We start from the raw sequence: 12,149 nt of genomic DNA, 5'->3' as shown, positions 1-12,149 counted from the left end.
CCCGATTCGGATTGCGACAAGCCGCGCATCTGGATAGGCGCGCTCCCGAAATGCCTACCTCCCAAGCCGCCATCAAAGCCGCATCGCTCACCGATGCGCAACGGCAGTATCTGCGCCTCGTCGCGCGGGGCATGACGTCCAAGCAGATCGCCCAGACGCTCGGCGGATCGCATCACACGATCAATGTCCAGATCGGCATCGCGATGCGGATTCTCGGTGCCGCCTCCCGTCGGGACGCCGCCGCGATGCTCGACATCGACGGCGCTGCGGCATCGTACGAACCATCATACGATCCGCCGCCGGTTGCCGATCCCGCCGCCGCGAACGAAGGATTGCCGCAAGACAGGCATTCTGGCGGAGATCAGCAATGGGCAATTCCGGTTTCGACCAGGGCACGGCCGCTCAACACGTTGAGCACCGGGCGCCGGCTCGTCTGGATCCTCGTCATCGCGGCCGGCGTCGCGCTGCTCCTGGGTGGTCTGGTCAGCGGCGTCACCACGATGCTGACCAGCCTCGGCCGCCTGACCTGAGCCGTGGCTGAGGGTTACCGGGGCGGATGACGATCTTCCTGGCATTGCGGGTCCTCTACGGCGCCTGCCTGCTGGCGACGGCCGTCATCGGGTGGCACTTCGGGGGGCGCAGCGAGCGATGGGGGGTGGCGATCGTCGTGACAGGCACGCTCGTGACCTACATCGTCATGGACCCCGCGCTGTTCGACTGGCGGTCGCACCGCGCGCCGCTCGTCGTGGTTGACACCCTCGCGCTCCTCGCGTTGCTGGCGCTCGCGTTGCGGTCTGAACGGTTCTGGCCGATGTGGGCGGCGGCGTTCCACCTGATAACGCTGTGCAGCCACGGCGCGATCTACGTTCTGCCGCGCCGTCTCCTGCAGACCTACGCCGTGTTCCAGGGCTTCTGGATCTACCCGGTCATGCTCTGCATCGTCATCGGCGCGCTGACGCGGCGCGTCGACGGGGTCGGGCGAGATCGACCGATCAGGCACGACTGACACACGTCGCGACCCGACAGGTCGCGGATCGCATCTATTTTCACATCGGAGACAGAGCTTGAATATTTCGACGACCGGCCTTCACGGGCGGATGGCACGCGCGCGGCGAACGGCCGCCACGAGGGTGGTCTACGCGCTCCCGGCGATGACCGGACTGCTGGCCGTGGCGGTCGCCTGCGCATCGCTCCCGGCAGCGGCGCAGGACATCCCCGGACAGGATCCGAAATTGTCGCGCCGCAGCGGACCGGAGATCGCGGTCGGCGTCTTCGAGCACGGCTCGAACTTTCATCCGCTGGGCGAGGAACTGACGTTCCCCAAATTGCCGGCCAACCAAATCTATGAAGGCGACGAGGAAAGCGACGGGACCGTCGACATCCAGATCGCCTATCGCAGCGCGCCGCTACGCTGGGCGCTGAAGCCGCGACTGACCGCCAAGGCGCAGATCAGCACTGCGGGCCGCACCAGCTTCGCCAGCCTCGGCGCCGAATGGCGGCAGCACGTCCTGCGCGGGCGCGTCTATGGACAGATCGGCATCGGGCTGGCCGTCCACGACGGCTATCGCTTCACCCCGGATCCGTTCGAACCCGGCCTGTCCCTCGACGAGGCACGGCGGCGCTATGCCATCTACCTGACGCGGACGTCGTTCGGATCGCGCTTCCAGATCAATCCCAACGCATCGATCGGCGTAAGACTGACCCGACGCTGGGCGGTCGAGCTGGCATGGGAGCATTTCAGCCACCACCAGTGGTTCTCCGAACAGAACCCCGGGCTCGACAATCTCGGCTTGCGCCTGGTCCGCACGCTCGGCCGCTGACGCGTTGCCCCCGTGCCGTCCGGGCGGCACGGGGAAACCAGCCCTCACGCCCCGACCAACAACCCCTCGCGCGCGATCTTGTCCCGCCAGACCAGCGGCGCCAGCTGGTGGACGTTGTTGCCCTCGCTGTCGACCGCGACGGTCACCGGGAAGTCGGACACCTCGAACTCGTAGATCGCCTCCATCCCCAGATCCTCGAATCCGACGACCTTCGATCCCTTGATCGCGCGCGCGACCAGATAGGCGGCGCCGCCCACCGCCATCAGGTACGCGCTCTGGCCTTCCGCGATCGCCTTGGTCGCATCCGGCCCACGCTCCGCCTTGCCGACCATCGCGAGCAACCCCTGGTCGAGCATCATGCGGGTGAACTTGTCCATCCGCGTCGCGGTCGTCGGGCCCGCCGGGCCGACGACTTCCTCGCCCACCGGATCGACCGGCCCGACATAATAGATCACGCGGCCCTTGAATTCGACGGGCAGCTCCTCCCCCTTCGCCAGCATGTCCGCGATCCGCTTGTGCGCCGCGTCGCGCCCGGTCAGCATCCTACCGTTGAGCAGCAGCCGGTCGCCCTGCTTCCACGACCGCACCACCTCGGGCGTCAGCGTGTCGAGGTCGACGCGGATCGCCGCCTTGTCCGGGGTCCAGTGGACGTCGGGCCATTCGTCGAGCTTGGGCGCCTCCAGATAGGCGGGCCCGCTGCCGTCGAGCGTGAAGTGCGCGTGGCGGGTCGCGGCGCAATTGGGGATCATCGCCACCGGCTTCGACGCGGCGTGCGTCGGCCAGTCCGCGATCTTGACGTCGAGGATCGTCGAGAGACCGCCCAAGCCCTGCGCGCCGATCCCCAGCGCGTTGACCTTGTCGAAGATCTCGATCCGCAGCGCCTCGATATCGGTCTTCGGCCCGCGCTGCTTCAACTGCGCCATGTCGATCTGGCCCATCAGCGATTCCTTGGCGAGCAGCATCGCCTTCTCCGCCGTTCCACCGATACCGATCCCCAGCATGCCCGGCGGGCACCAGCCCGCGCCCATCTGCGGCAGCATCTCCAGCACCCAGTCGACGATCGAGTCGGACGGGTTCATCATCTTGAACTTCGACTTGTTCTCGCTGCCGCCGCCCTTGGCCGCGACGTCGATCGATACGATGTTGCCCGGCACCATCTCGACGTTCAGCACGCTCGGCGTATTGTCCTTCGTATTGCGCCGGGTGAACGCCGGGTCGGCCAGGATCGAGGCGCGCAGCTTGTTCTCCGGGTGAAGGTACGCGCGCCGCACGCCCTCGTCGATCACCGCCTGCAAGGACCGCGCGGTGCTGTCCAGCCGGCAATCCATGCCCCATTTCACGAAGACCGTGACGATCCCGGTATCCTGGCAGATCGGGCGATGCCCCTCCGCGCACATCCGCGAGTTGGTCAGGATCTGCGCGATCGCATCCTTGGCGGCGGGGCCCTGCTCGGCCTCGTACGCGTCGCCCAGCGCGCGGATGTAATCCATCGGATGATAGTAGCTGATGAACTGGAGCGCGTCGGCGACGCTCTCGATCAGGTCGGCTTCGCGGATGATCGTGGTCATGGGGCCGTCTCCTAGCGCGAGGGGGGGCGCGGTTTCAACGGCCGTGCGGTGCCGGCGGTCATCCTTTCTTCACCACGACGCCTAACCGCTTCCGAACCCACCTCGGTCTAACGCCACCTGATGCTCAGGACCCGTTCAACCGACCCCGAAGACCAGACGGCCACCACCGCCACCGCGCTGGGCATCGTGTCGACCGACGAACCGGCTTTGCTCGACGCGCGCGAGGCGGGGCTGGACGCGATCCGCGGGCTGTGGCCGATCGCCGCGTTCGCGACCGCGATCGCTGCCGCGGTCGTGGTCGTGGCGCTGTTCGTGTCGGGCATGCTCACCGCGTTGTCGCTGGCGGTGGCGGCGCTCGCGGTCGCGAGCACCCTCGCGATCTGGGCGATGGTGTCGCTCGCATCGCTGCGCCAACGCCCGTCGCACGAACGGATCGCAGGTGTGGCGATGGCCGCGACGATGCTCGCGGTCGCGCTGTCGCTGATGGCGGTCAGCACGCAGGTCCTGCCCTCGGCGCTTCACCTGGCCGGGCTGGTCGGGTCGTTCGGCGCGGTCATCATCGCCGCAACCGCGCTGCATCCGCTGCGCGTCGCGTCGCTCAGCTTCGCGATCGCGCTGGCGGTGATGGTGCCGATCACCGCGGGCTTCGGGCTCGCCGCGATGACCGCGCTGCTCCTCGCCGCGCTGCTCGTCACCGGGATCGCGCGGATCGCGCGCCGCGACCTGGCCGAGGCCGACGACCGCGCCCGCGCCGGCGCCGCCGCGGCCCTCGCCACGCGCTTCGTCGCCGATTTCGAGACGCACGGCACCGGCTGGTTCTGGCACAGCGACCGCCAGGGCCACCTCACCTACCTGACGCCCAAGGTCGCGCGCGAGCTTGCGGCGCACGGCGTCGCCGCGATCGGCGAGCGGCTGACCGACATCTTCCGCGTCGATTCGCAGCTGGTAGAGACCGAACGCACGCTCACCTTCCACCTCTCCTCGCGGACCGCCTTCGCCGAGTATTCGGTCGTTCCCGCGATCGAGGGCATGGGGGAGCGCTGGTGGTCGATCAGCGGCCGCCCGATCACCGACGCGCGCGGCCGGTTCCAGGGTTTCATCGGTTCGGGCTCTGACCTGACGGAGCGCCGCCGCCAGGATGCGGAGATCACCCGCCTTGCGCTGTTCGACAGCCTCACCGGGCTCGCCAACCGCCAGCGGATGCGCCTCTCGCTCGATCAGACGCTGTCGCCGCAGACCAGCGGGGGCGGGCTTACGGGACTGTTCCTGCTCGATCTCGACCGGTTCAAGACGGTCAACGACACGCTCGGCCATCAGGTCGGGGACGAACTGCTCAAGCAGGTCGCGGTCCGGCTCCAGCGCACCGTCGGCGATGCGGGGCTCGTCGGGCGACTGGGCGGCGACGAGTTCAAGGTCGTCCTCCCGCGAGAGGGGAGCCGCGAACGACTGGGCGGGCTGGCGCGCGAGATCATCGCTTCGCTGTCGCAGCCCTATGCGATCGCGGGCTCCTCGATCACGATCGGCTGCTCGATCGGCGTCGCGATCGCGCCCGAGCACGGCACCACCGCGGAAACGCTGGTCCGCAACGCCGATCTCGCGCTCTACGCCGCCAAGGCCGATGGCCGCGGCGTCCACCGCTTCTTCCGCGACGAGTTGCTCAGCGGCGCGCAGGATCGCAAGCGGATGGAGGACGATCTGCGCCTCGCCCTGCGTCAGGACCAGTTCCACCTCGCCTACCAGCCCGTCGTGTCGACCGCGGACGCATGCATCGTCGGGTTCGAGGCGCTGCTGCGCTGGACGCACCCGACGCGCGGGCTCATCAGCCCGGCCGATTTCGTGCCCGTCGCGGAGGAATGCGGGCTGATCGAGCAGATCGGCGAATGGGTCCTGCGCACCGCCACGCGTGAGGCGGCGACCTGGCCCGATCACGTCCGCGTCGCGGTCAACGTCTCGCCGATCCAGTTCGCCAACCCCGCGCTGCCCAAACTCGTCACCAGCGCGATCGCCGAAGCCGGGATCGCCGCCGACCGCCTGGAGCTCGAGATCACCGAAAGCGTGTTCCTCGACGAGGACGCCACCACCGATCACATGTTCCGCGCACTCAAGGGGATTGGCATCCGCCTCGCGCTCGACGATTTCGGCACCGGCTATTCGTCGCTCGGCTATCTGAAGAAAGCGCCGTTCGACAAGATCAAGATCGACCAGAGCTTCGTGCGCGGCGCGATCATGGCGGGCAACCGCAACGCCGCGATCATCAAGGCGATCGTGATGCTCGCGGATACGCTCGGCATGGAAACCACCGCGGAAGGCGTCGAGCAGCAGGACGAGATCGCGCTGATCCGCGAACTGGGGTGCAGCCATATCCAGGGCTATGTCTATGGTCGCCCCGTTGCCGCTGCCGATGCCGCGGACCAGCTGGCGGAGCATGCCGGCTATGCCGTCCCGATCGGCCACAAGGTCAGCCGCGCGGCGCGCACCACGCTGCTGCGCACCGCCCGGCTGGAGGTCGGCGACGATGTCGGCGACGTCCGCATCCGCAACCTGTCGTCGGGCGGCGCGATGATCGACGGCGTCGATTTCCCGCCCGAAGCGATCGGTGTCCCCATCCGCATCGAACTGATCGATGGCCAGATGTTCGCCGCCACGATCCGCTGGATCGACGACGAGGGCCGCGCCGGCCTCGAATTCGCCCGTCCCTTCGACCTGGAACGCCTCGCCCAGGCCCCGGCCCGCCCGCTGCGACGAGCCGCAGGATAGGACAGGCCACGGGGCAGGACACAGAGTTCCGAACACATCGTCACCCGGCCTTGATCCGGGGTCCCGTTTCTTGTCCGCTGCTCGCCATAAAGCGGGGCCCCGGCTCTAGGCCGGGATGACGGCCTCCTCCGGAACCACCCCGCCTCGCTTTCATCACCGTCGATCCCGCCTGCCCCTCCTCTCCCACAGAAAGAGAAGGGGCAGCACGGGCCTGCTTAACGAGGCGCCGCGGAATTGGGCGCACCGGCCCCGGTCGCCGGGGGCGGAGGCGGAGCCCCTGCCCCGCCGACGGGCGGCGGCGGCGGCATCCCGACACCGGGCGCCCCGGCAGGCCCGCACCCGGCCGGAGGCGGCGGCGGTGCACCCGGACCACCCGGCGGAGGCGGAGGCGGGCCGTCACGACCCGGCCCGCCCTCGGGGCCATGCCGCCCGCCCGGCCCGCGCCCGGGGCCGACCTGCTCGACCCGGCCCTGCGGATCGACCAGATAGGTTGCGCGCAACTGCCCGTCGTCATAGCGACCCTGCACCGTCACCGCGCTGCCCGCCGCGATCGCGCCGCTACCGTCGCGTCCCGCGCTCACCATGGCGCGCCCGGTGCCGTCCTGCACCACGAAGCGGTCGCCATAGACCTCCGCCACGCGGCCCTTCACCGTCACCACGCCCTGCGTCGCCGCCAGCTTCGCGATCGGCGTCGCGACGGTCGGCGCCATCTCCACGCTCGGCCGCGTCAGCGAGACGGCGCCCGCGCCCCCCGCCACGCCCAGCCCCAGCAGCGCCGCGGCGCCCAGCGCTAGCCTGGTGCGGCGCGATCCGTACTTCTTCATGTCGACCATCTTGTCGTCTCCTTGGCTTGTCGATGGCCTGCTTCTACGCCACGCTTCCCCCGCCACGCTGAACCGCGCGGTTCAGCTTCGGTTTAGCGTTTCGGAGTAGCCGCCGCCTCATGCGTATCCTGCTGGTGGAAGACGATGCGGACCTCGGCCCCGCGATCGCGCGGGCGCTGCGCGCCGAGCAATGCGCGGTCGACCTCGTCGCGAACGGCGTCGACGCTGCACATCTGGGCGATACCGCGCCCTACGACGCCGCGGTCCTCGATCTCGGGCTGCCCGGCAAGGACGGCGTCACCGTGCTGCGCGAGTGGCGCGCCGCGGGCCGCGACCTGCCCGTCCTGATCCTGACCGCGCGCGAGGCGTGGTCGGACAAGGTCGCGGGGTTCAAGGCGGGCGCCGACGACTATCTGGTCAAGCCGTTCCGCGTAGAGGAGCTGGTGATGCGGCTGCGCGCGCTCGTACGTCGCGCCGCGGGCCACGCCGCCGCCCGCCTCGATTGCGGTCCGCTCGGCTACGACACCCAGACCGGCCAGTTCGAACGCGACGGCCTGCCGCTCAAGCTCACCGCGCTCGAATGGCGCGTCCTCTCCGCGCTGATGCTCCGCCGCGATACCGTGATCGAGCGTCTCGACCTGATCGATCGCGTGTACGAGGGCGACGCGGATCCCGACTCGAATTCGATCGAGGTCATCATCGGCCGCCTCCGCAAGAAGATCGGCGCCGAGATGATCGAGACGGTCCGCGGCCGCGGCTATCGCCTGACCGCTCCCGCATGACGTTTCTGCCGAACTCGATCCACGCGCGGATGCTCGCGCTGTCCACGCTCGCGACGCTCGTCGCGCTGGTCGTCGCCGCGTTCGCGATCTCCGCGGTGCTCGAACGCTTCGTCACCGCGACGTTCGACCAGCGGCTCGACGACAAGCTCTTCGCGCTCGCCTCGACCGTCCGGCGCGACGGCACGATCGACGGCATCCTGATCGAGCGCTTCGACCGTGCCTTCACCCGCGAGGACACGTGGCGGGTCGATGCCCCGCGCGGCACCGCGGGCACCGCGATGATCGACGCCGTCCCCGGGATCAGCCTGGACCCGAAGACGCAGTCCCTGCCCGCGCTCGCGACGATCGAATCGCGCCGCCGCGGCCCGCCCGGCCCGGATCGCCGCCTTGAGCCCCCGCTCCCGCCGCCCGATCCGATCGACGCGGCGACGTCGCGCCCGTTCGATATCATGCTGGCCGACGGCGAACGCGTCCACGGCCGCACCTTCGCGGTCCCGACCGACGCAGGGCCCGCGCGCGTCGCGGTCGCCGTCCCGCACGACCTGATCGAGCGCCCGATCCGCGAAGCGCTCGCCCCGCTCGCCGTGTCGCTCCTCGCGCTCGGCCTCGCGCTCGCGATCGCGATCGTCGTCCAGCTGCGCTACGGCCTGCGCCCGCTCCGCACGATCGGCGCGCAGGTCGCCGCGATCCGCACCGGCGCCCGCACCCGCATCGACGAGGACCAGCCGCGCGAACTCCGCCCGCTCGCAGCCGAGCTTAACGCGCTCGCCGCCGATACCGAGCGCGCGCTCGCCACCGCACGCGCCTCCGCCGCCAACCTCGCCCATGCGCTCAAGACCCCCGTCGCCACCCTCGCGCTCACTCTCGCCGACGACGCCCCCGCCGCCGCCCAGGTCGCCCGGATCGACGCCACGATCCGCCACCACCTCGCCCGCGCCCGCACCGCCACCGGTGCCGCCCGCGCGACGACCGTGCTGGCCCCGGCCATCACCGATCTCTCGCGTGCGATCACACGCCTCCGCGCCGATCGCGGCATCACGATCGTGCAGGACATTCCCGCCGATTTCGCCGTGGGGCTCGACGCACACGATCTCGACGAACTCGCGGGCAATCTGATCGACAACGCCGCCCGCCACGCGCGTACCGAGGTGCGCGTCGCCGCGGTCCACGAAGCCCGCCGGATTCGCCTCATCGTCACCGACGATGGCCCGGGCATCCCCCATGCCGACCGCGCACGTGCCACCACAGCCGGCACCCGCCTCGACGAACGCGGCGACGGCCATGGCTTCGGCCTGTCGATCGTCCGCGACCTCGCCGAACTCCACGGCGGCAGCCTCACGCTGGACGAAGCCCCCGGCGGCGGGCTGGCGGCAAGCGTGACGCTCCCGACCGCGTCCTGACCCGGACACAACCGGTGGTGTCCGCCACCGCCACCTCTGAAAATATTTTCGTTCGCCCCCCGTTCCCTTGCATTCCGCGAACCCCGCGCAAGTCCGCGCGTCGCGCGTTTCCGGGTACGACCAACACCCCTGCGAACGCGACCGGCCGCACCGTTCCGGCCCCATTCCCCGCTTGCGTCACGACACGCTTTCCCACAATCTGTAGGGGTTGAGTTCGGGGGCGGACCCAAGCACTGGTAGAGACAAGCGCAGAACACCATATCGCGCGGAGACGTTCAGCGCCCCTCGGGCGACGCGGATGATCTTATTTTGTTCTCCACTGCGCGGCGTCCGGAGTGTAGGATCGGGGGCTATCCCGATTCGCATCGTCTCCCGGACGCACGACGGACATGAGGGAGCGGCCGCGATGGATTTCAGGGACACGGGTGAGACGAACATGACGACCGATACGATCGACGCGACCCAGACCGAAGCCACCGGCAGCGAGGCCGTCGCGAAAGCGAAGCCGTACCCTGTCGAGGTCGATCACAGCCGCGATGCGCGCCTCACCGATTTCGGCAAGGAGACGCTCAACGATCGCTACCTGCTGCCCGGCGAGGGCTATCAGGATCTCTTCGTCCGCGTCGCCTCGGCCTATGCCGACGATGCCGCGCACGCGCAGCGGCTGTACGACTATATCTCCAAGCTCTGGTTCATGCCCGCCACCCCCGTCCTGTCGAACGGCGGCACCGGGCGCGGCCTGCCGATCAGCTGCTATCTCAATTCCGTCCCCGACAGCCTCAACGGCATCGTCGACACGTGGAACGAGAATGTCTGGCTCGCCTCGCGCGGCGGCGGGATCGGCACCTATTGGGGTAACGTCCGCGGGATCGGCGAGCCCGTCGGCCTCAACGGCAAGACCAGCGGCATCATTCCCTTCGTCCGCGTGATGGATTCGCTGACGCTCGCCATCTCGCAGGGCTCGCTGCGTCGTGGCTCGGCCGCCTGCTATCTCGACATCTCGCACCCCGAGATCGAGGAGTTCCTCGAGATCCGCAAGCCGTCGGGCGATTTCAACCGCAAGGCGCTCAACCTCCACCACGGCGTCCTCGTCACCGACGCGTTCATGGAAGCCGTCCGCGCGGGCAGCGAATGGCACCTGCGCAGCCCCAAGGACCAGGCGATCCGCCAGACGGTCGACGCGCGCTCGCTGTTCCAGAAGCTGGTCGAGACGCGCCTGCAGACCGGCGAGCCGTACATCGTCTTCGCCGATCACGTGAACTCCGCGATGCCCAAGCATCACCGCGACCTGGGGCTCAAGGTCTCGACCTCGAACCTGTGCTCCGAAATCACGCTGCCCACCGGCCGCGACCATCTCGGCAACGATCGCACCGCGGTGTGCTGCCTGTCTTCGCTCAACCTCGAGACGTGGGACGAGTGGAAGGACGAGAAAGGCTTCGTCGAGGACGTGATGCGCTTCCTCGACAACGTGCTGCAGGATTACATCGACCGCCATGAGCCCGGCATGGAGCGCGCCGCCTATTCGGCCGGACGCGAGCGTTCGGTCGGCCTCGGCGTCATGGGCTTCCACTCGTTCCTCCAGGCGCGCGGGCTTCCCTTCGAGGGTGCGATGGCCAAGTCCTGGAACCTCAGGATCTTCAAGCAGATCAAGGGCCAGGTCGACGAGGCGTCGATGCAGCTCGCGGTCGAGCGCGGCCCCTGCCCCGACGCCGCCGACATGGGCGTGATGGAGCGGTTCAGCTGCAAGATGGCGATCGCGCCGACCGCGTCGATCAGCATCATCTGCGGCGGCACCAGCGCGTGCATCGAGCCGATCCCCGCGAACATCTACACCCACAAGACGCTGTCGGGCAGCTTCTCGGTCAAGAACGCCTATCTCGAGCGGCTGCTGGGGGAGAAGTCGAAGAACTCGGACGCGGTGTGGAACTCGATCCTCGAACAGGGCGGCTCGGTCCAGCATCTCGATTTCCTGAGCGCGGACGAGAAGGACGTGTTCAAGACCAGCTTCGAGATCGACCAGCGCTGGCTGCTCGAGCTCGCCGGCGATCGCACGCCCTATATCGATCAGGCGCAGTCGCTGAACCTGTTCATCCCCGCCGACGTCGAGAAGTGGGACCTGCTGATGCTCCACTTCCGCGCCTGGGAACTGGGCATCAAGTCGCTCTATTACCTGCGCTCGAAGAGCGTCCAGCGCGCCGGCTTCGCGGGCGGGGTCGAGGCGGACAACACGATCGCCAAGCCCGAATATGCGTTCGAGACGACCGATTACGACGAGTGCCTGGCCTGTCAGTGACCTGCCAGATTCGAGGAAGCGCGGGGACCGTTCGCCCCCCTGCCATGGGGATGATGATGCGACAGGCGATGGCCCAGATGCGAATGGTCCAGATGCGAAAGACCCCGACCCGCATAGCGCGGGCCGGGGCCATATCGTCCGCGCGCCGACAGGTCACCGGCGCAGGGACATCCTCATTCGGCTTCCTCGAACAGGTCCTGCGCGTTCTGCGCGGTCGCGCTCAGCCGCACCTGATCGCCCTCGACCTCGGCGACGAGGCCCAGCGGGATGTAATGATGCTTCGCGCCCTGCCCGTCCTCGGTCTGCGGGCTGTCGGTCTTGGTCAGCTTGATCCGTCCGCCGTCGACATGGTCGACCGTCCCGACATGGACGCCGTCCGCGCCGATGACTTCGGCATGTTCCTTGATCTGGGTTGCGTCGACCATGATGCGTCTCCTTGCGTGGGTTCGGTTGGGAAACGCACGACCCCGGCGTTGGTCGCATGAGCTGGCAGATCCTCATCATGTACGCGGTCGCCACGGTCTTCGCCCTGCTCGGCGCCGGCCTGCTCATCGCGCTCGCCCGCCCTGCGGGGCCCGCCAAGGTCTATGTCTTCCGCATGGTTGGCATCATGGCGCTGTCGCTCGGCGTGGTCCTCGCGATGAGCGCGACCGCGATGTGGCAGTGGAGCCTCGAACCCTGAATTTGCGTTTTCCATCTCATCCC

11 protein-coding genes are annotated in these 12,149 nt (G+C 68.8%); 8 read left to right on the top strand and 3 right to left on the bottom strand.

Annotated elements, in window-relative coordinates; all coding sequences use genetic code 11:
- The first annotated feature begins 11 nt into the window (after window positions 1–11).
- The 3 genes from ACV7NO_RS07725 to ACV7NO_RS07715 all read left to right on the top strand — a co-directional run bounded on the left by ACV7NO_RS07725 (window position 12) and on the right by ACV7NO_RS07715 (window position 1,820).
- On the top strand, window positions 12–530 hold the full coding sequence (locus tag ACV7NO_RS07725; RefSeq protein WP_463405425.1) for a helix-turn-helix domain-containing protein: 519 nt from the start codon (window positions 12–14) through the stop codon (window positions 528–530).
- Between the two features lie 26 nt (window positions 531–556).
- On the top strand, window positions 557–1,006 hold the full coding sequence (locus ACV7NO_RS07720) for a hypothetical protein (RefSeq protein WP_463405424.1): 450 nt from the start codon (window positions 557–559) through the stop codon (window positions 1,004–1,006).
- Window positions 1,007–1,151: 145 nt separating this feature from the next.
- A complete protein-coding gene (locus ACV7NO_RS07715; RefSeq protein ID WP_463405423.1) occupies window positions 1,152–1,820 on the top strand; it encodes an acyloxyacyl hydrolase in 669 nt (222 codons plus the stop codon).
- A gap of 44 nt (window positions 1,821–1,864) precedes the next feature.
- Here ACV7NO_RS07715 and ACV7NO_RS07710 read toward each other — a convergent pair whose 3' ends face one another.
- Window positions 1,865–3,388 carry a fumarate hydratase gene (locus ACV7NO_RS07710; protein ID WP_463405422.1) on the bottom strand — a complete coding sequence of 508 codons (1,524 nt, stop codon included), beginning with the start codon at window positions 3,386–3,388 and terminating at the stop codon, window positions 1,865–1,867.
- A gap of 120 nt (window positions 3,389–3,508) precedes the next feature.
- Here ACV7NO_RS07710 and ACV7NO_RS07705 point away from each other — a divergent pair, with 120 nt between their 5' ends.
- Window positions 3,509–6,145 carry an EAL domain-containing protein gene (locus tag ACV7NO_RS07705; protein ID WP_463405421.1) on the top strand — a complete coding sequence of 879 codons (2,637 nt, stop codon included), beginning with the start codon at window positions 3,509–3,511 and terminating at the stop codon, window positions 6,143–6,145.
- Between the two features lie 215 nt (window positions 6,146–6,360).
- Here the strand turns inward: ACV7NO_RS07705 and ACV7NO_RS07700 are convergent, their stop codons facing one another.
- Window positions 6,361–6,978 carry a hypothetical protein gene (locus ACV7NO_RS07700; protein ID WP_463405420.1) on the bottom strand — a complete coding sequence of 206 codons (618 nt, stop codon included), beginning with the start codon at window positions 6,976–6,978 and terminating at the stop codon, window positions 6,361–6,363.
- Window positions 6,979–7,088: 110 nt separating this feature from the next.
- Between ACV7NO_RS07700 and ACV7NO_RS07695 the strand changes: the two genes are divergently transcribed.
- The 3 genes from ACV7NO_RS07695 (at window position 7,089) to ACV7NO_RS07685 (ending at window position 11,444) form a co-directional block, all read left to right on the top strand.
- Complete coding sequence (locus ACV7NO_RS07695; RefSeq protein WP_463405419.1) at window positions 7,089–7,751, top strand: response regulator; 663 nt, start codon at window positions 7,089–7,091, stop codon at window positions 7,749–7,751.
- The gene (locus ACV7NO_RS07690; protein ID WP_463405418.1) at window positions 7,748–9,151 is read left to right on the top strand and encodes a sensor histidine kinase; all 1,404 of its coding nucleotides are present in this window, start codon (window positions 7,748–7,750) and stop codon (window positions 9,149–9,151) included. Before ACV7NO_RS07695 ends, ACV7NO_RS07690 begins: the two co-directional genes overlap by 4 nt.
- Before the next feature lie 406 nt (window positions 9,152–9,557).
- Window positions 9,558–11,444 (top strand): ribonucleoside-diphosphate reductase subunit alpha, encoded by a 1,887-nt coding sequence (locus ACV7NO_RS07685; protein WP_463405417.1) that lies wholly within the window; start codon window positions 9,558–9,560, stop codon window positions 11,442–11,444.
- Window positions 11,445–11,617: 173 nt separating this feature from the next.
- Here the strand turns inward: ACV7NO_RS07685 and ACV7NO_RS07680 are convergent, their stop codons facing one another.
- Window positions 11,618–11,869: a DUF2171 domain-containing protein gene (locus tag ACV7NO_RS07680; protein WP_463405416.1), complete on the bottom strand. Its 252-nt coding sequence runs from the start codon at window positions 11,867–11,869 to the stop codon at window positions 11,618–11,620.
- A gap of 56 nt (window positions 11,870–11,925) precedes the next feature.
- Here ACV7NO_RS07680 and ACV7NO_RS07675 point away from each other — a divergent pair, with 56 nt between their 5' ends.
- Window positions 11,926–12,126, top strand: coding sequence for a hypothetical protein (locus ACV7NO_RS07675; RefSeq protein WP_463405415.1), 201 nt, complete (start codon window positions 11,926–11,928; stop codon window positions 12,124–12,126).
- The last annotated feature ends 23 nt before the right edge of the window (window positions 12,127–12,149 follow it).

This window comes from Sphingomonas sp. Ell38C01 (genome assembly GCF_055231975.1).
The sequence above is the reverse complement of the archived record's forward strand: the minus strand, read 5'-3'. Positions and strand labels throughout refer to the sequence as shown.